General features: G+C 54.3%; 13 protein-coding genes. 1 reads left to right on the forward strand and 12 read right to left on the reverse strand.

The features are described from left to right. Window positions 1–3 precede the first annotated feature (3 nt). The 12 genes from MKY64_RS15135 to MKY64_RS15190 all read right to left on the reverse strand — a co-directional run bounded on the left by MKY64_RS15135 (window position 4) and on the right by MKY64_RS15190 (window position 16,886). Window positions 4–1,437, reverse strand: coding sequence for a glycoside hydrolase family 43 protein (locus MKY64_RS15135; RefSeq protein WP_339255558.1), 1,434 nt, complete (start codon window positions 1,435–1,437; stop codon window positions 4–6). 45 nt (window positions 1,438–1,482) lie between these two features. Beyond that, the gene (locus tag MKY64_RS15140; RefSeq protein ID WP_339255556.1) at window positions 1,483–2,502 is read right to left on the reverse strand and encodes an endo-1,4-beta-xylanase; all 1,020 of its coding nucleotides are present in this window, start codon (window positions 2,500–2,502) and stop codon (window positions 1,483–1,485) included. A gap of 116 nt (window positions 2,503–2,618) precedes the next feature. Further along, window positions 2,619–4,139, reverse strand: a complete 1,521-nt coding sequence (locus tag MKY64_RS15145) for a response regulator (protein ID WP_340953951.1) — start codon at window positions 4,137–4,139, stop codon at window positions 2,619–2,621. Then, window positions 4,132–5,940, reverse strand: a complete 1,809-nt coding sequence (locus MKY64_RS15150) for a sensor histidine kinase (RefSeq protein ID WP_340953954.1) — start codon at window positions 5,938–5,940, stop codon at window positions 4,132–4,134. Before MKY64_RS15150 ends, MKY64_RS15145 begins: the two co-directional genes overlap by 8 nt. Before the next feature lie 24 nt (window positions 5,941–5,964). Then, complete coding sequence (locus MKY64_RS15155; protein ID WP_340953957.1) at window positions 5,965–7,497, reverse strand: response regulator transcription factor; 1,533 nt, start codon at window positions 7,495–7,497, stop codon at window positions 5,965–5,967. A gap of 131 nt (window positions 7,498–7,628) precedes the next feature. Next, a complete protein-coding gene (locus MKY64_RS15160) occupies window positions 7,629–8,540 on the reverse strand; it encodes a carbohydrate ABC transporter permease (RefSeq protein ID WP_036724944.1) in 912 nt (303 codons plus the stop codon). A 14-nt stretch (window positions 8,541–8,554) separates the two neighbouring features. After that, window positions 8,555–9,541, reverse strand: coding sequence for an ABC transporter permease (locus tag MKY64_RS15165; protein ID WP_036693453.1), 987 nt, complete (start codon window positions 9,539–9,541; stop codon window positions 8,555–8,557). A gap of 111 nt (window positions 9,542–9,652) precedes the next feature. Beyond that, window positions 9,653–11,335: an extracellular solute-binding protein gene (locus tag MKY64_RS15170; protein WP_340953960.1), complete on the reverse strand. Its 1,683-nt coding sequence runs from the start codon at window positions 11,333–11,335 to the stop codon at window positions 9,653–9,655. A gap of 447 nt (window positions 11,336–11,782) precedes the next feature. Further along, entirely contained in the window at window positions 11,783–14,029 is a 2,247-nt protein-coding gene (locus MKY64_RS15175) for a glycoside hydrolase family 95 protein (RefSeq protein WP_340953963.1), read from the reverse strand. Window positions 14,030–14,050: 21 nt separating this feature from the next. Beyond that, entirely contained in the window at window positions 14,051–15,070 is a 1,020-nt protein-coding gene (locus MKY64_RS15180) for a zinc-binding alcohol dehydrogenase family protein (protein WP_036724958.1), read from the reverse strand. After that, window positions 15,070–16,029, reverse strand: a complete 960-nt coding sequence (locus MKY64_RS15185) for an aldo/keto reductase (RefSeq protein WP_340953965.1) — start codon at window positions 16,027–16,029, stop codon at window positions 15,070–15,072. The genes MKY64_RS15180 and MKY64_RS15185 overlap by 1 nt, the downstream gene beginning before the upstream one ends. 5 nt (window positions 16,030–16,034) lie before the next feature. Next, window positions 16,035–16,886 carry an amidohydrolase family protein gene (locus MKY64_RS15190; protein WP_340953968.1) on the reverse strand — a complete coding sequence of 284 codons (852 nt, stop codon included), beginning with the start codon at window positions 16,884–16,886 and terminating at the stop codon, window positions 16,035–16,037. A 131-nt stretch (window positions 16,887–17,017) separates the two neighbouring features. On the opposite strand from MKY64_RS15190, the gene MKY64_RS15195 reads away from it, so the two are divergent. Then, the gene (locus MKY64_RS15195) at window positions 17,018–17,884 is read left to right on the forward strand and encodes an AraC family transcriptional regulator (RefSeq protein ID WP_340953970.1); all 867 of its coding nucleotides are present in this window, start codon (window positions 17,018–17,020) and stop codon (window positions 17,882–17,884) included. Window positions 17,885–17,902 lie beyond the last annotated feature (18 nt).

Here is a 17,902-nt window from a genome sequence, read left to right on the forward strand (position 1 = left end):
AAGTTAGTGTTCTTGTGCAGTGAACTGCCAAGCGGCCAGCTTGAACAGGCTCTTATCGCTCTCTCCTGTGAACACCAGATAGAGGTTGTGAACTCCCTCTGCTCCCTGGACCTCTGTCTTCAATTCTACCCATTCCTGCGAGCCGTCCGCCGCCGGAACCGTCAGTCTGCCGATAACCGGACCCGCAAGCTCATCCAAATGCAACTCCAGCACGCCGCCCGCTTCCAGGCTCAGGACCGAGACTTGGAACGACTCAGCTCCGCTGCCGAAGTCTACCCTGGAAAGTCCGATCCAGCCGCCCTGCTCCACATCCGTGACCGCCTGAACTCCGCCCTCGGCCAGGTATACTGTCTTCACCCCTGCGCTCCAGCCCATCGTTGCCGCCGGAATCCGTTCATACGGGTTCAACGCTGCAAGCTGCTGCACACCTTCGTAATCCGCATGAATCTCGGGAATGGACCCGTCCTCATGATGAGTCAGGCGGTTAAGATGGGTGGAGCGGTAGCCGTTCGCAATCCCTTGGGCCTTGGACAAGGTCTGGGCGTGATAAGCAATATACCAGCTGTCATGGAACTGGAAGACCGCATGATGGTTATTACCGGATACGCCGAAGAAATGTCCCGGATTCTTCAGGATCGTCCCCTGATAAGTCCATGGACCCATTGGGCTGCTGCTCGTCATATACGCGATCTCTCCCGCAGGAGGGCTGCCTTCCGGCCGCTGCCCGTCATAAAAGTTCGAGCAGTAGGTATAATAGTAGACTCCGTTCCACTTATGGATTCCGGCATCCTCGAACATGAACGGGGCCGGAATCACTGCCGCTGTACCCGCCACACTGGTCATGTCCTCACCCAGCGGCATTACCCGTGCTGTGCCCGGCTCGGCGAACTGTCCTTCCGGGACGCCGCCTCCGAAGTAGATATACCCCTTGCCGTCGTCATCCAACAGCACTGCCGGGTCGAACAGCCAGGTCACATCCTCTACCCCAGGCGTGGAGCGCAGAATCAGTGCCTCCCCGATCGGGTCCACCCATGGACCCACCGGACTGTCACTCGACAGAACGCCGATGCCGCTGGCATTATTGGCGAAGTAGAGGAAGAACTTGTCCTTACCGTCAATTACGGTATGAAGTGCTGCCGGTGCCCAGGACTGGGTTGCCCACTTCGCTGCACCCTCCGGTCCGGCTACAGCTATCGGACCATGATCGGTCCAGTTCACCAGGTCAGCGGACGAGATTACGGTAATCGTATTAATGCTGCTGTAGGAGTTCTCCTTCACCACACCGTTCTCATCATACTCCAGCGCATCATTGGTCATGTACAGATAGACTCTGTCCCCGAATACCAGGGCATAAGGATCGGCTCCGTATCTGTGTGCCACCAGCGGATTGCCATTTGGCTGTACCTTGCCGGCAGCCTGCTTCAATTGAGTTGTCATTGGATTCCCTCCAGATATGATATGGTGTCCAGCTTGGGACGAATATTAAGATTGCGAAGCCGCCAGCTCGGCCAGCCGGGCGAATGAAGCCTTCGGCTGCTTCTGCTCATCGAACAGGAACGGCCAGTTCTTGCGTCCCCGGACGGGGAAGCCGTCCAGCCAGGTGTAGTCATCGGCCACGCCCCAGAAGGTCACCGAGTCAATGGAGTCTCTGAATTCCAGCAGAAGAGCGAAGATCTCGGCATAACGCTCCTCCTGAAGCTTCAGCATTTCAGCTGTTGGCGCTTTCAAATCCGTGCGCTTGTCGTCATGACGGAACACGGAGAGGTCCAGCTCGGTAATATGGATCTTAAGCCCCAGCGACGCGTAGAGCTTAAGAGCACTACGGATCTCCTCAATGGAGGGACCATAGATATTCCAGTGTCCCTGCATCCCAATACCGTGAATCGGCGTATTCTGATCTAGCAGGCTGCGGACCAGCTTGTGGATTTTGACGCTTTTGACAGGATCGGTCTCATTATAGTCGTTGTAGAACAGAAGAGCGTCAGGGTCCGCCTGATGTGCCATTTCAAAGGCCTGACGGAGATAATCCTCGCCGATGATCTCAAGCCACCGCGTATCCCGCAGATACTGGTCTGTTTTATCCTCAATCGCTTCATTCACTACATCCCAGGCATAGGCCCGTCCCCGGTAACGGCCCACTACCGTGTTAATGTGGGTCTGCAGGCGGGCAAGCAGCTGCTCTCTGCTGCAGGCTCCGCCTTCCGCATCCTTGAACATCCAGTCTCCGGTCTGGTTATGCCACAGAAGCGTATGCCCCCGGACACCGATCCCGCGCGACTCTGCGAATTCGAAGATACCGTCCGCAGCCTCGAAGGAATAGCTCCCTTCCTCCGGCTGAACCTCTACCGGCTTCATTTCATTCTCGGCTGTAATGCTGTTGTAATGCTTGGCAATAAAAGAACCCTGGGCAGCTATAATGCCAGTACTGACGGCAGCCCCTATTTTAAAGGCCTCCCGGAACATCTCATGTAATGCAGGAATTTCGCTGCTGGCTTGCTTCATCTTTTCTAACCTCCATTGAATAGCAATTTTTGGACAGCTATCTCTATCATAACGTATTTGAATGCGTTTACCATCACCATAGTAAAGACTTGGACCCTAATAAATAAATGGATACCCTAGCCTTGTTCAGATTGGGCCTGTGCCCGGAACTGAACGGGCTTCAGCGCCGTCCGTTTCTCGAACTCTCTTAAGAAATGGTGATAGTGTACGTAACCGACACTCTCCACAATGCTTTTGACCGTGTCATGAGTGTCGACGAGCCGCTGCTTGGCCGCTTCGATCCGTAAATTATGAATGTATTCCAGAATGCTGATGCCGTGCTTTTTGATGAAGGCCTGGCCCAGATACACCGGATTGATATAGAAATGCTCTGCAATCTCTTTTACCGTCAGATGCTCCGCATAATGATCCCGCAGGAAGCATTCCACGCGGGTCAGCGGGTGCTCGGAGTTACGCTCCTTGTGCTGGCGGATATAGTTCATACTGGTGGAGAGCGCTGTCTCCAGGGTAACCTGCAAGTCTTCCAGGGACCTCGGCTCCGTTCTGAAAAAATCAAGCGTGCCGATCCACTGATCGTCCGCGCCGCCGAATTCCTTCAGCAGCTCCATGCTCCGCAGCATGATATCCATGCCCGTCATCTGGACGACTCCCGGATCTGTCCGGTTCTCCTTGAACCCGCGGAACAATTCGCCCAGCTTCTCCGCAGCCTTATGCTCCTGCAGCCGCTCCACTGCGCTGATGATCTCCTCAATCAGCTCTGCGGAAGGCAGCGTGTAATTAACCTGGCCCTCGGCTTCACTGGCCGAATCCACCGGACCGCACCCGTCCGAATAGAAGTAGTGGCGGGCCGCAGCGTCTGCCGCTTCGCGGTAGGAGACCGGCAGCTCGCGGAGGGACCGCACACTTGGCCCGATGCTGACCGAGCCCTTTACTCCGCTGCGGGTCAGCCCGGCGTATAGCTGCTCCGCCAGCCCTGCCGCCGCCCCCGAGCTCTCCACGACCAGCCCGGCCTGATCCCCGGGCAGATCAATGAGCATCGCACCGGCCGGTCCGGCAAGCTCCCGGCACAGCTCCGTAATCCGGCTGCTATTGCCCTCCACATGCACATACGTCCACCCAGTGGCCGCCTCATCCAGGCGGTCCATCTGCTCAGCAGCTTCTTCATCCGGCTCCGCCCAGTGTCCCTCAAGCATGCGCGCAATGGCAAGCGGCAGCAGACGGCTGGACAGCATACTCTGCTGCATCGTCTGCTTAAGGCGCAGCTCCAGCTCATCCGTAATGTCCGTAAGCACCTTATCCCATTCCGCATCCATAACCGGCTTCAGCAGGTAATGCCTTACCCCGTAACGGATGGCTGTTCTGGCATATTCAAATTCGCCGTAGCCGCTGAGCACAATGAAGACCGGCTGCTCCATATCAAGGCTGCGTACGCGCCGGATCAGCTCAAGCCCGTCAATCTCGGGCATGCGGATATCCGTAATCACAAGATCCGGCGAGCTGCGGATAACGGCAGCCAGTGCTTCCTCCCCGTTCTCACAGGCGCCGCATACCTCGAAGCCCAGTTCCTCCCAGTCGGTCAGCGTCCGCAGCCCCTCTAAGGCAATGGTCTCATCATCTGCGAGCACTACTTTATACATGAGCTCCCTCCCCCATCGGAACCAGACTCAAATCCTCGGGAATCTGGATAGTAATGACCGTACGTTCGTATTCGGTGCTCTCAATACTGAATTCGGCTCTGCCGTTATAGTACAGCATGAGGCGTTTATACACATTGCGGAGGCCAACATTCTGTCCCGTATCCTCTTCTGTCTCCAGATGAGATTTGATCCATTCCAGCTTCTCCTTCTCGATTCCTTTGCCATTATCAGTCACCACAATCAGCAGACCTGTCTCATTCCGTGAAGCGGACACGTGAATTTCCCTTGCCCATTTGACCGATTGCAGGCCATGCTTGCAGGAATTCTCCACCAGAGCCTGTATACTCATCTTGGGAATGCGGCAGTTCAGCACCTCAGGCGCAATATCCAGCACATAAGAGAAGCGGTTCTGGAAGCGGAACTTCTCAATCTGCAGATACATCTCGATGAAGGATACCTCCTCCTCCACCGTAATCAGATCATCCTTCCAGCTCAGCAGCCTGCGCATAATCAGGGCCAGATTCCTAATGACATCGGTAACCTGCTCATATTTATACTTCTTACAGATGACCAGGATCGCATTCAGCGTATTAAAAAGGAAATGAGGGTCTACCTGACTCTCCAGATATTTCAGCTCTGCCCGCACCCGTTCCAGCTCCAGATCCTTCTTCTGGATCTCCAGCTTGTAGACATCATTGATCAGATTGCGGATTTTGCCGGTCATCAGATTGAAGCTGCGGATCAGACCGCCGATCTCATCCTTCCCCTCATACATATCAATGCTCTCGAATTGTTCATATTTGACCAGCTTCATATGCTTGTAGAGCAGCCGTACCCGCAGATTGTAGGAGCGTATAATCACGATCATGAGCAGAGTGGGAAGGATGATCGTCAGCAGAACCAGAATCAGCGAGTTCCTGAGCGCACGGTCCATCTCATGGCTGATCTTACGCCCTTCCGGCGTTCCGACCAGCCGCCAGCCCTTGGTATAGGCCGCACTGCTAAGCGCCCGGACAATCTGCTTGGAAGGCTGGTCAAGACTGGTGTCCACATTCAGCAAGGCACTCGCATCCAGCGAGGAGAAGGAACGGTTCGAGTCCAGCACAACCCGGTTCTTCTCGTCCAGCAGCTTGAAATCCAGATAGTCACGTTCCTTCTGGAACAGCTCCTGTACATTGTTCAGCCGCAGATCAATCCTCAGATATTTCGTGTAGGGCTGGCCCGTGAAGTTATCCAGCTTGCGGATCAGGCTGACCAGCACCTCCTGCTGCGGCGGATTCAGCGGGTCGGTTCCCTGATAAGAAGTGAGCAGCACCTTACCTGTGCTGCTTGAGATTTTGCGGTACCATTCACTCTGCTTATCCGCGTACGACAGAATGAAGTAGCTGTTGCCGTTCTGGATGGTTGGATTAGAGGTGTATATGCCCATCCACGAAATATAGGAGTGGAGCGTGCTGTACTGCCGCAGCTTATCCTTCAGAGAATCATTATAGGCATCATAATAAGCCTCATTATCCGGATAGGCATAATCCATCATCTCCATGTAAGGCCGGTCCGCAGCCACCGTATTGCTGATCGCCACGCATTCGTTCACGATCTGCATCAGGTCATAGGCCACCCGGTCTACCGAAATCTCCAGATTCTCCCTCTCCCGTGCCTCCACATTACGGCTGATCTGCACATAAAAGAGGGCATTGATGCTAAGTATGGGGACGAGCACACACAGTAAGTAGATAAACAAAAACTTGTATTTAAGCGGAATATCATTGATGAAGGCAGATGGCTTCCGGTTATTCTTCATGCACGCCCCCTCCTTCCTCATGAATTAACTCTTCTTGTACACGGAAGGTGTAACTCCGTTAAGCGCCTTGAACTTGGCGGCGAACACATCGGCGTCTGAATAGCCCACTCTGCTTGAGATATCGGAAATCCCCATATCGGTCCGGCGCAGCAGCTTCTTCGCCTCTTCAATGCGGAATTCATGGAGATAATCGTTAAAGGAGCTGCCGTAATATTTCTTGAACCGTTGTCCCAGGTAGGCCGAATTCACATGCAGGTGCCCCGCAATATCCTGCAGCTTCAGCTTCTCCTGATAATGCCCGCGGACATACTCGATCGCTGCGGCCACGATCTGATCCTCCGCCCTGCCGCCCGCAGCCGCTGCGAACCACTCTGCAGCCTCACACAGCTCCTCCTCTATCTGACGCTCAAGCAGCGGCAGACAATTGGCCGTATGCCGTGACGGGAACCATTTCTGCACCCACTGCGCATAGTCTCCCCCTCTGGCGGTAATTTCACGTAGCAGCTCAGCTTTGACATTGGCCAGAAAAGCGTCGATCCAGGAGCTGGACGCCACCTCCGCCGAGAAAATCTTGAACACCTCGCCAAGCTGATCCGTGAGATGCTGGGCCTTCCCTTCGGTGACGGATTGCAGCAGCGATCGTCTCAGCTCTGCCGGAAGCATGGCCATCTGCGACTTATCCTGCTTCTCGAAGAAGCCGGCGGCCTCGCCCCCCGTGGTATCGTGCCTGCACAGCTCAGCAGCCAGCGCCTCACGGTATGCCGTATTCAAGGCCTCCTTGCCCTGATGCTGGAGACTTGCCGCGAAAAAGACCGGCGTGGTGTACAGCGGCCGCATCTCCTCCATCCACCGGGTAAGCAGTGTCCGGTCGAGCGCCGGCCCTTCCTGCGGTGACACCAGCAGATACCCGTGCTTCCCGCTGCCTGCGGTGAACGGATAGACTGAGATGCTGCGCAGCGGCTCCTTGCCGCTCATGGCGGCGACCTGCTTGCGCATTTGCAGGCTGTCCGGCGCGGCTCCATGGACCAGGACACAGCATAGCCGCGAGGCAGGGCCGATCCCTAACATATTCAGCCCCTTCTCCCGCTCCTCCTCCGAATTCTCCCGCATCAGGAGCCGGGATACCGTATCCTCCTGCATCAGAGCCGAGAGCGCGTCACGCCGTGAGGATGCCTTGTGTTCTTTAAGAATCTGTTCGGTTACTGTATGCAGCGCCTCCGTCAGCTCCTTTTCATCCAGAGGCTTGGTCAAATAGTTGGAGACTCCGTATTTCAGAGCCCGCTTGGCATACTCAAAGTCAGCATAGCCGCTAAAAATAATAAACTTCGGGCGGCAATCGCCTTCTGAGGATCTTCGAATGAGCTCAAGGCCATCGATGACCGGCATGCGCACATCGGTGATGACCAGATCAGGACGGGTGCTGTGAATTAGCTGCAGCGCATCCTCCCCGTCCAGCGCCTCGCCGCATACTTCATAGTTGAGTGCCTTCCAGTCCACCAGAAAGCGCAGCCCCTCCAGCATAATCGGCTCATCGTCGGCAAACAGTACCTTAAGCATGGAATCACCATCTTTGTTCTAGTTTTTTTATGATCTGCTGGCTCACCACTGTTGAACAGGAGAAACCGCTTCGGCTGCACCCGAAACGGTTATAGTATACATATTTTTCTTACTATAATACGTATTGACAATTACTCTTTTACGCTACCCAGGTTCAATCCTACCACGAAATACTTCTGCAAGAAAGGGTAGACGAACAGAATCGGAACTGCTGTAACGATCGTAATGGCTGAACGCATGGAGGCTGGCGTAACCAGCGACTGGACCTGATTGTTCTGGCCTCCCGCAAGCATCGACGGATCATTGTTCGCACTCATAATCGAGCCGAGCATCTTCATCATTTCGTATTGCAGCGTGCTGAGCTTGATATCCGAGGAGGCATAGAGGAATGTGTCAAACCAGGAATTCCATGAGCCTACCGCGATGAACAGTGCGACGGTTGCCAGGACAGGCGTACAGAGCGGGAAGATGATTTTCCAGAAAATCCTGAATTCACCTGCTCCGTCAATCTTCGCTGATTCGGTAAGGCTGAACGGAAGCCCGCGGATATACGTCCGCATGATAATCAGGTTGAACGCGCTGACCAGACTCGGCAGGATATAGACCATGAAGTTATGCAGCAGGCCCATATTCTTGATCAGGAAGTAGTTCGGAATCAGCCCGGCATTGAAATACATGGTCAGGATGAACAGCAGGCCGATCTTTTTGCGGAAAATATATTGCGGCTGCGCCAGTGCATACGCCAGCATCGTAGTAAGGAAAACACCCAGCACCGTTGAGATAATCGTACGGGAGACCGAGATAAATGCGGCATGATAGATCGTTCCTGATATAAAGACCGCCCGGTAATTCTCCAGCGTCCATACACGGGGCCAGAGGTAGATTCCCCCGGTAAGCGTGTCACTTCCGTCATTGAAGGATACGGCCAGCGTCTGGAGGAACGGATAGAGCGTGACAGTAACCACAAAGAGCATAAATATCGTGTTGAATGTATGAAATACAACCGGCTCAATCCGGCTTGAACCTTTGGTCCCGGCTTTCATATGGGCTTCCTCCTCTATAGTAATCGCTCTTCGCCGAGGCGTTTTGCGACATTGTTTGCGATGAATACGAGAATGACACTGACAATCGTTTTGAAGATCCCTGCCGCCGTAGCCAGCGAGTAGTTACCCATAGCCAGACCATACTTCACTACAAAGATATCAATGGTTTGCGAATAGTCCACAGTAAGTCCGTTGCCCAGCAGATATTGAAGCTCGAAGCCGGCATCCAGAATATGTCCAATGTTCATAATCAGCAAAATAACGAATGTAGCCTTGATTCCCGGAAGCGTGATATAACGCATCTTTTGAAACCGTTTCGCGCCGTCAATGGACGCTGCCTCGTACAGGGAAGGATCGATGGAGGTAATAGCAGCCAGATAGATAATTGTCCCCCAGCCCACCTCTTTCCACACGTTCGATGCCCCGATAATGCCCCAGAAGTATTTCCCTTCACTAAGCCACATAATCGGATCTTTAATCAGGTGAAGCTTCATTAGAACGACATTGACAATCCCGCCATCGATGGAGAGTGAAGTGGACACAATCCCCGCAGCGATAACCATGGACAGAAAGTGCGGCAAATAAGAAATCGACTGAACCGCACGCTTGAAGAACTTAAGCTTGATCTCATTCAGCAGCAGAGCCAGACCGATAGCCGTAACCGTACCCAGTACAAGGTTAATAAAACTCATCGCAATGGTATTGCGAAGCACCAGCATAAAGGTATCATCAGAGAATAAAAACTTGAATTGCTGCAAGCCTACCCATTCCTGCTGGCCGAAGGACACCGCCGGGCGGTAATTCTGAAAGGCCATGAGCCAGCCCCAGATGGGAACATAGTTGAAGATAATCAGATAGAGTGCAATGGGCACGGACATAAAAATAAGCTGTTTCTGTGTTTTCAGTGTTTTCCAGCTGAGTTCCACACCGATTTCCGGATCGATTTTGCTTTTTCGGGTCTTCTGTTTTTTGACCTGTTTGTCCAGTACGGCATCAGACATGTTGTATTCCCTCCTGTAAAAATCATTCTCTCCACGTTGTCCTATTCACGCATTCCTATTTAGGAAGAGCGGGAAACAGCATTTCCCGCTCCTAGTTCTGTATTGAATGGTTTATTTAACACTCCATTTCTCGATACGCTGCTGAATGCCTTCATTCATCCGGTCCTCATAGGCCTTGATGTCCAGCTTGTGGATTCTGTCCACATAATCCTGCCACACGCCGTCGAACTCAGCAGGGCTGGCCATAATGGCTTTCGGCAAATACTTAATCATGAGGTCATTCAGTTTGGACTGTGCGAGCTGTGCCGGTGAACCATCCTTAAGCACGATGGAATACGCAGGGAAGTAGATATTGTTCTCTTTCGGTTCCTTGAAGAATTCGGACCAGGATTTCTTGTTGTACGCCTTCAGAATCTTCTGGTCGTAAGGCTTCAGGCTGTCGAAGAATTCCTGAGGCTGTGTACCAGCATCTGCTGCGTTACCGTCGCTGTACGTACCTTGAATCTTAGGCATGTAACCGAACATCCCTGAGATTTTGTTAGCAACCTGCCAGCTGGTCTGATCTGCATTCGCCCGTTGCTCAGCCGTGCGGTAGAAGGAGCCGTCTGGGTTCACTTCATAATCTTCGCCTTTCACGCCCCATTGAAGCGTCTTCTGCCAATCCTCGGTAATCATCTTATCCCAGAATTTGATAATGCGGACAGGGTCCTTGGCATTGATCGAAATTCCGAATCCGCGGTTGGTGCCGACCGCTCCGCGGTCACGATACCATTCTTCTGCGCCCGGATAGAGCAGAGGGAAGCCGATATACGTATTTTCCAGCTTGCCTTGGGAGATCAGAGATTTCTCGCCGTCCTGGAAGTTCCAGTGCTGGTCGAACATCCCGATGACCTTACCGCTTGCTACTTTGGCCAGATACTGGTCATAGTTCTGGACGAAGGCTTCTTTATCCATCAAGCCTTGAGCATTAATCTCATTAAGCTTTTTGTAGTAGGTCTTGGAGATATCCTTGTCGGCAAAAATCTGTGCTACATTGTTATCTACAATAACGGCCCCGTCATTCGGATGCCCCGACAGATGCTCTGGGGGATTCTGCAGCGGGAACACGCGCCAGTCGAAGTTGAGTGATTCGAACCCGATCATATCCGGGTGTTTTTCTTTATATTTGGCAATGATGTCGAAATACTCATCCAGGGTCTTGGGAGTAGGGTAGCCCATTTCCTCAAGCACGCCTTTTTGCAGCCAGAAGCCTGGTCCCTGATAAGTAGGCTCGGTAATTTTACCTTGATAGACGCCATAGCTTGGCAGTACATAGATGTGGCCGTCACTCTCATCCTTGATCTGGTTCCAGACCGCACCGTAATGCTTCTTCAGGTTGGGAGCGTACTTCTCAATCAGATCCTCCAGCGGAATGTAAGCCTTGGCATTGATTAATTTGTCGTCACCCGACAGGATGTCCGGATAATCTCCCCCGGCTATCATGACCCCGAGCTTCTGCTGCAGGTCGCCGACCAGGAATTCCTGGTTGAAGGTGATTCCGGTCTCGTCTTTGATCAGCTTCAGAATCTTATTGTCAGGCGTTGGCTGTTGTCCGGGACCGTTCATGAATACCGAGAACGTTACCGGAGCCGTGTCGTCTCCGGCTGCTGCCGGGCTGGCGTTTCCTCCAGTGGCGGTATCCTTGGTGCCGGTGTTGCTGGTGTTATTGCTTGATCCACAGCCTGTCAATGCCAGTGTGAGTGCTAATACACCGGCCGCAGCGGCTGCTGCTGAACGTTTTGCCGTTTTGTGCATGTTGTTATGCCTCCCCTTTTTGGCTAATCGCTTATGCTTATCATTTCTCCTGGTGACAACTTTAATTATACGTTTTCAGAATGCGCTTACAATTCATAGAATATAGGTCTTCCCCCCTGAAAATTCATAAAAAGAAAACGCTTGCTTGCAGCGTGGCAGCGGAATTGCCGTTCTTTCAGAGCTGGCTGCGCTTGGGGATGAGCCTGCTTACGGCCTGCAAGGGTTGTCGGATTTTGGCGGAATCCGGCGGATTCCGGCGAAATCAAAGGCATTAATGCTCTTCATTGGTCCACGCGCCGCTCCCGGTTCCATTGTGATCGGTTTTTCGATTACATCCGGCCCGCTCGACGTTCTAGCCAACCACGCACGCAAAAAGGACTGGCGCAAATACGCCAATCCCACATTACTATACTATCCTATTCGTCAACTAGCCAGCCTAATATTAATCTACCCGGTGAAGGTATACGAACTACCCGCTTCTCCAGCGAACGATACCGGAGCCAGTCCCGGGCCTTCCAGGCGGCATGTGCCGGATACCGTACAGGTAACAATCACTTCAGTAACATGTCCGTCCGCCCACGAGAAGTCCAGCGTATAGCCGCCTCTTGCCCGCAGTCCCTTGACACTGCCCTCGTTCCAGTCCGCAGGCAATGCAGGCAGCAGTCTGATTCTATCTGTATGACTCTGCAGCAGCATCTCCGCGATGCCCGCTGTTCCTCCGAAGTTCCCGTCAATCTGGAACGGTGGATGGTTATCGAATAGATTCGGCAAGGTGGAATGCTCCAGCAGCGCCCGTACATTCGTATAAGCCTTGCCTTCATCCTGGAGCCGCGCCCAGAAATTAATGATCCACGCCCGGCTCCAGCCGGTATGTCCTCCGCCGCTGGCAAGTCTGCGTTCCAGCGTCGTACGGGCAGCTGCCGCCAGCTCCGGTGTATGCTCCACTGTGAAGGCATCCCCCGGATATAGCGCAAACAGATGCGAGATATGACGGTGCCCCGGCTCTACCTCTTCATAATCCTCCATCCATTCCTGAATCTGGCCGTATTTACCGATCTGCGGCCCCGGCAAGCGGTTCAGCGCTGAGCGGAGCTCTTCGCGGAATGCCTCATCCCGTCCGATGATTTCCGCGCTCTGAATGCAGGCCTTGAACAGCGCCTCAATAATCTGGAAGTCCATGGAGGCTCCGGCACACAGCACGCCCGATTCCCCGCCGGGAAGCTGGTACGTGTTCTCCGGCGAGACGGACGGGCAGGTAATCAGCCGGCCCGATTCATCCTCTATCAGGTAATCCAACAGGAACTGTGCAGATTCCTTCATCGTATCGTAGGCATTCGCCAGATACTGGCGGTCCTGGCTGAACCGGTAATGTTCCCACATATGCAGACACAGCCAAGCTGCTCCCAGCGGCCAGAACGAGGCTGACATATACGTATCCTGAGGAGCAGTATCTGCCCAGATGTCTGTATTGTGGTGTGCCGTGAAGCCGCCGCAGCCGTACATCACCTTCGCGGTCACCCGTCCCGGCTCACGCATCCGTTCGATCAGATCGAACAGCGGCTCATGGCATTCCGCCAGATTGCAGAGTTCAGCCGGCCAGTAATTCATTTGCGCGTTGATGTTAATCGTGAATTTGCTGTCCCAAGCCGGGGTGAAGCTGTCATTCCAAATGCCCTGCAGATTCGCAGGCAGAGAGCCGGGACGGCTGGAGGCGATCAGCAGATAACGGCCATACTGGAAGTAGGTTGTAATTAGCCCGTGATCCTCTCCCCCCTGCCGGAACCGATTCAGCCGTTCACTGGTCGGCAGTCCGCTCAGCTCCGGGTTCTCCGGGAGCGTCAGTGAGGTCCGGCCATATAGGCTGCGATAGTCCCCGACATGGCGGGCAAGCAGCTTGTCATAAGGAACGCTGCTTAGCTCTTCAAGCTGCAGCTTGGCATGCAGCGCCGGATCAGGATGGCGGAACGTGGTTCCTGCGGCAAGCAGCAGCGTAACCGAGCTCGCCCCCTCCACCAGCACATATTCGCCGATGTTGCGGCAGGTTCCGTCTTCTGTGACGGCCTTGAGTACGGCAGCGAAGGAGCTGCCCCCGCGCCCGCCGCATTCTCCGCCCATCACCAGCCCGCTGTCATTCCATTTCTCGGTTTTCTCCAGCATCCTCCAGTTCTGGCGGTTGAATCTGGCCTTCAGGGAGATTGCGTTCTTCCGGTCAGCGGTAATCCGCACCACGATGGCTTGATCCGGGAAGCTGGCGAACAGCTCACGGGTATACCGCACTCCGCCGGTGGAATAACTCACCTGGGATACACCGGATTCGAGATTAAGCTCCCGCTGATAGTCCTGAGCAGGCTGCTCATGTCCGCCGAACGACAGTAGCAGGTCGCCAAGCGGCAGATAATGGCGCTGCGCTTCCGGCAGCCCCATCATCGTCATGGCCGCCAGCTCCTCCGCCTCCCTCAGCTTGCCTTCAAGAATCAGCTGGCGGAGCTTCGGCAAGTGGGGCAGCGCATCTTCATTGTTGCGGTCACGCGGACCTCCGTACCATACGGAATCCTCATTAAGCTGCAGCTTCTCCTCAGCCACCCTGCCAAAGATCATCGCCCCGAGCCGGCCGTTGCCGATCGGCAGCGCCTCATTCCAATTCTGTGCCGGTTCACTATACCATAACCGCTGGTTCTGTTCTGTGCTTGTCATCTCTATTACGCTCCTTCGCAGTTAATTCAGTTCCACCAGCGCCTTGATCACCTTGGTTTCAGGATTCAGCCAGCTCTCGAACTGCAAGGTCATCTCCCCGAAGGAGCAGCGGTGGGAAATATAGCGGTCCACATCAATATAACCGTCCCTAATAGCGTTAATCACCCGTTCGAAGTCCTCGCGGGTCGCATTTCTGCTGCCCTGCACCGTCATCTCACGGGCATGGAAATCAGGGTCACTGAAGGTAATGTTCCCTTTGACCAAGCCAACATAAGTCAACGTACCGCCATGCCCGACCAGTCCGAAAGCCCCTTCCATAGAAGAGATGTTGCCGGTGGAATCAATGACATGCGGCAGGAAATTGCCGTCTGTAAGCGCCGATAGCTGTTCCTTCGGCTCCTTCAAGGCGCTTACCGTATGCTCTGCCTGCGCCCAGCCCTTGCAGAAGGCCAGACGTTCATCGTTGACATCCATCGCAATGACCTTCGCCCCAGCGTACCGGGCCATGGCCATCACGCCCAGTCCGATCGGTCCGGCCCCGATCACCAGCACCTGCTCCCCCTCACCGACACCCGAGCGCCGCACCGCATGGGCACCGATCGCCAGCGGCTCCAGCATGGCCGCCTGATCCAGCGTCAGCCCGTCTGTCTTCAGCAGATTGCCGACAGGCAGACTCACCCGTTCCCGCATTCCGCCATCCAGGTGAACACCGAACACTCTCATTTTCTGGCAGCAATTCGTTTTACCGCTCAGACAGGCCCGGCACTCTCCGCAATGCAGATACGGAATGACACTGACCTGGTCACCGGCCTGTAGCCCTTGCGCGTTGTCGCCAATGCGCTCAATAATCCCGGACAGCTCATGCCCCAGCACACGCGGATAAGTGAAATAAGGCTGGTTGCCCCGGTAAGCGTGGAGATCTGTCCCGCAGATGCCGATCCGGCGTATGCTTACAACCGCTTCCCCGTCCACCAGCTCCGGCTCCGGCAGATCTTCCCTGAATACGAATTTTCCGATCTCCTCACAAATAATTCCCTTCATTATAAGCGCTCCCCGTTCCGGCCTGGTGCTTCGTTCCATTCTGCCCGGCCGCTCGGCCAAGTAGCCCCATCAATCGGCTTCAGAATATCGCGTACTTCTGCCAGTAATTGTTCGTCCATCGGCTCTTCGGTCCACTTGATATTGTTGCGGATATTGGCTGGTGTCGCCGTGCTGACCAAGGTCGTAGGAATCTGCTCGTTCGCGGTGGAGAACTGGACCGCCAGCTTGGCGATGTCTTCTCCCTTGTCCCTGCAATACTCAGCGGCGCGCTGACATGCGGCCTGAATCTCCGCTCCTGCCGGATGCCAATCCGGCACCTTACGGTTGCTGAGCAGCCCCATCGAGATGGGCGACGCATTCATCAGCCCTGTGCCGCTCTCCTCCAGCAGCGGAAGGAGCCGGAGCAGTGTGGTATCGTTCAGCGAATAATGACAATAGGACAGAATGACATCCAGCTTGGTCTGCGGCAGCACCTTCTCGAATACACTCAGCGGCAGGCCGCTGACGCCGAAGTAACGGATTTTGCCCGCCTGCTTCAGCTCTTCCAACGCCGGAATCCCCTCCTCCATCACCTGTGTAAGCGAGCCGAATTCAACATCATGCAGCAGCAGAATATCCAGGTAATCCGTGCCCAGGCGGGCCATGCTTTCTTCCGCGCTGCGGATGATCCGCTCTCTTGAGAAATCGAATTCCCCCTCGCTGTAACGTCCGGCCTTCGTGCTCAGGATATACTTGTCGCGCGGTACCGTCTGGAGTGCCTCACCCAGCACTGTCTCCGCCTTCATCAGGCCGTAGTAAGGGGAGACGTCAATGAGGTTAATCCCCAGATCAATCGCCGTATGAACCGTGAGGATAGCCTCATCCTTCGGAACCTCCCGGAACACGCTGCCCAGCGAAGAGGCCCCGAAGCTTAATGCGGAGACATCCAGTCCCGTATTGCCCAGCTTTCTGTATTTCATATCGCTCAACCTCCTATAATTAGTGAATCCAGCTTATAAAATCTAGCAGCATTCGCTCCAAATACCGGCTCCATCTCTTCCGAAGACAATCGTCCTTGCAGTGCTGTGCGCAGAATCCCCACAACCTCCTCATAGGTTGCCGCCATCAGGCACACAGGCCAGTCGCTGCCGAACATCACCCGCCCGGGTCCGAACAGCTCCAGCACAGCATGTACGTAATCCGTGAAATCCTCCTGCGTCCAGCCCTGGGGATCTGCTTCAGTGACCATCCCGGACAGCTTGCAGTAAATTCCCGGATGCTTGGCAACCTCCGCCATCAGGCTTCGCCACGGCTCCAGGCTACCCGAAGCAATCGGCGGCTTGGCCAGGTGATCAATGACTCCCCGCAGTCCCGGAACCTGTTCCAGCATCTCAATGAGCTGCGGAAGCTGATCGGCCAGCACCAGCAGGTCCACCGGCATATCCCGCTCCGCAAGGTATGAGAGCGCTTCTATATAAGGCCGGGTCAAAAGCACACCGGGGTCCGCCATCTCCTGAATCATCACCCGCAGCCCGGTGAACTTCGGATGTCTGCTGAGACGCTCGAATTCGGCCTGGAAGGAAGGGCTTGCCAGATCCAGCCAGCCAATCACGCCCGCGACAGACTCCGCCTGCCCGCTGAGTTCCAGAATATATTCCGTCTCCTCCACCGTAGGCGCAGCCTGTACAACAATCGTACGGCTGATCCCGTGCTTCATCAGCTCCGGCTCCAGATCAGCGGGCAGATAATCCCGGAACAGCACCGGAATCTCCGGCGTAATCCAGCCATAATCATCCCTGTCTATCTTCCAATAATGCTGGTGAGCATCAATATACATGATAACGCCTCCATTCCACCTTATTGTAAACATCCGATAAAGGAATAAAAATAGCTTAAACAAACAAATCTATACCTTATTTTGATATGATGTGGGTAAGAATGCAGAGATTTAACTCAGGGGGCGACTTCATGGAACCGATCCGCAGGCATTTTGACCATCAATTGCTGGTTACGCTGCTGCTGGACTATAAGGAAACGAAAAGTCCGCAGCGCGAGCTGCCCGACCACCAGCATGACTGGTACGAATTCATTTACGTCTACGGCGGCAAAGGAAGCTTTTTCATCGATCAGACCTTTTATGAGATGCATCCGGGTGACATTATTGTCGTTCCCGGAAACACGGTACACCGGGGATTTCCCGATAATGAGGAGCCGGTGACCTCCTCCGCCCTTTTTTTCAGCCCGGCTCTGATCCATAACCATACCTACAGTGAGTCTTATCCCTATCTGAAGCTGTTCGACGCTGCCAAGACAAACAAGCAGTACAAGTATACCCTGTCTCCAGAGCATGCTGAAATTCTGCAAAATGATATCGATGCGATCCACCGGGAACGTGAGCAGAATCAGCCGGACGGCGGGCAGGCGCTTACGCTGCTGCTTCATCTTACATTGCTGCATCTGAACCGCTACTGCCTGCCGCAAGCCGCTGAGCCTGTCGCTTCAAGTCCCTTGCTGCCGGAGTGGTTCCGTGAGGCGCTCAGCTATATCAACGATCATCTGGATCAGCCGCTGGAGCTAAGCTCTCTGGCTGCACGGGCGTCGATCTCACCGGCCCACTTCAGCCGGGTCTTCAAGCAGCGTCTGGGCATGAATGTGACGGATTATATTGCGACGAAGCGGATTTTTGCCGCCAAGGACAGCCTGCTGCAATCAAGCTATACCATCGAGCAGATTGCCATGGCCTGCGGCTTCGAGAGCCTGCCCCATTTCTACCGTACATTCAAAAGAATCACCAGCATGACACCCGCCGCCTACCGCAAGAGTAACAGAGCCTAGTAGAGCTTCTCTATCAAG

Origin of the sequence: Paenibacillus sp. FSL R7-0210, from assembly GCF_038009085.1 — a bacterium.
GTDB classification, from domain to species: domain Bacteria; phylum Bacillota; class Bacilli; order Paenibacillales; family Paenibacillaceae; genus Paenibacillus_AQ; species Paenibacillus_AQ silagei.

What these genes read in the sequence shown, in the direction of transcription:
- MKY64_RS15135 (WP_339255558.1), bottom strand. Translation starts at nt 1,437, where the DNA reads ATGACAACTCAATTGAAGCAGGCTGCCGGCAAGGTACAGCCAAATGGC.
- MKY64_RS15140 (WP_339255556.1), bottom strand. Translation starts at nt 2,502, where the DNA reads ATGAAGCAAGCCAGCAGCGAAATTCCTGCATTACATGAGATGTTCCGG.
- MKY64_RS15145 (WP_340953951.1), bottom strand. Translation starts at nt 4,139, where the DNA reads ATGTATAAAGTAGTGCTCGCAGATGATGAGACCATTGCCTTAGAGGGG.
- MKY64_RS15150 (WP_340953954.1), bottom strand. Translation starts at nt 5,940, where the DNA reads ATGAAGAATAACCGGAAGCCATCTGCCTTCATCAATGATATTCCGCTT.
- MKY64_RS15155 (WP_340953957.1), bottom strand. Translation starts at nt 7,497, where the DNA reads ATGCTTAAGGTACTGTTTGCCGACGATGAGCCGATTATGCTGGAGGGG.
- MKY64_RS15160 (WP_036724944.1), bottom strand. Translation starts at nt 8,540, where the DNA reads ATGAAAGCCGGGACCAAAGGTTCAAGCCGGATTGAGCCGGTTGTATTT.
- MKY64_RS15165 (WP_036693453.1), bottom strand. Translation starts at nt 9,541, where the DNA reads ATGTCTGATGCCGTACTGGACAAACAGGTCAAAAAACAGAAGACCCGA.
- MKY64_RS15170 (WP_340953960.1), bottom strand. Translation starts at nt 11,335, where the DNA reads ATGCACAAAACGGCAAAACGTTCAGCAGCAGCCGCTGCGGCCGGTGTA.
- MKY64_RS15175 (WP_340953963.1), bottom strand. Translation starts at nt 14,029, where the DNA reads ATGACAAGCACAGAACAGAACCAGCGGTTATGGTATAGTGAACCGGCA.
- MKY64_RS15180 (WP_036724958.1), bottom strand. Translation starts at nt 15,070, where the DNA reads ATGAAGGGAATTATTTGTGAGGAGATCGGAAAATTCGTATTCAGGGAA.
- MKY64_RS15185 (WP_340953965.1), bottom strand. Translation starts at nt 16,029, where the DNA reads ATGAAATACAGAAAGCTGGGCAATACGGGACTGGATGTCTCCGCATTA.
- MKY64_RS15190 (WP_340953968.1), bottom strand. Translation starts at nt 16,886, where the DNA reads ATGTATATTGATGCTCACCAGCATTATTGGAAGATAGACAGGGATGAT.
- MKY64_RS15195 (WP_340953970.1), top strand. Translation starts at nt 17,018, where the DNA reads ATGGAACCGATCCGCAGGCATTTTGACCATCAATTGCTGGTTACGCTG.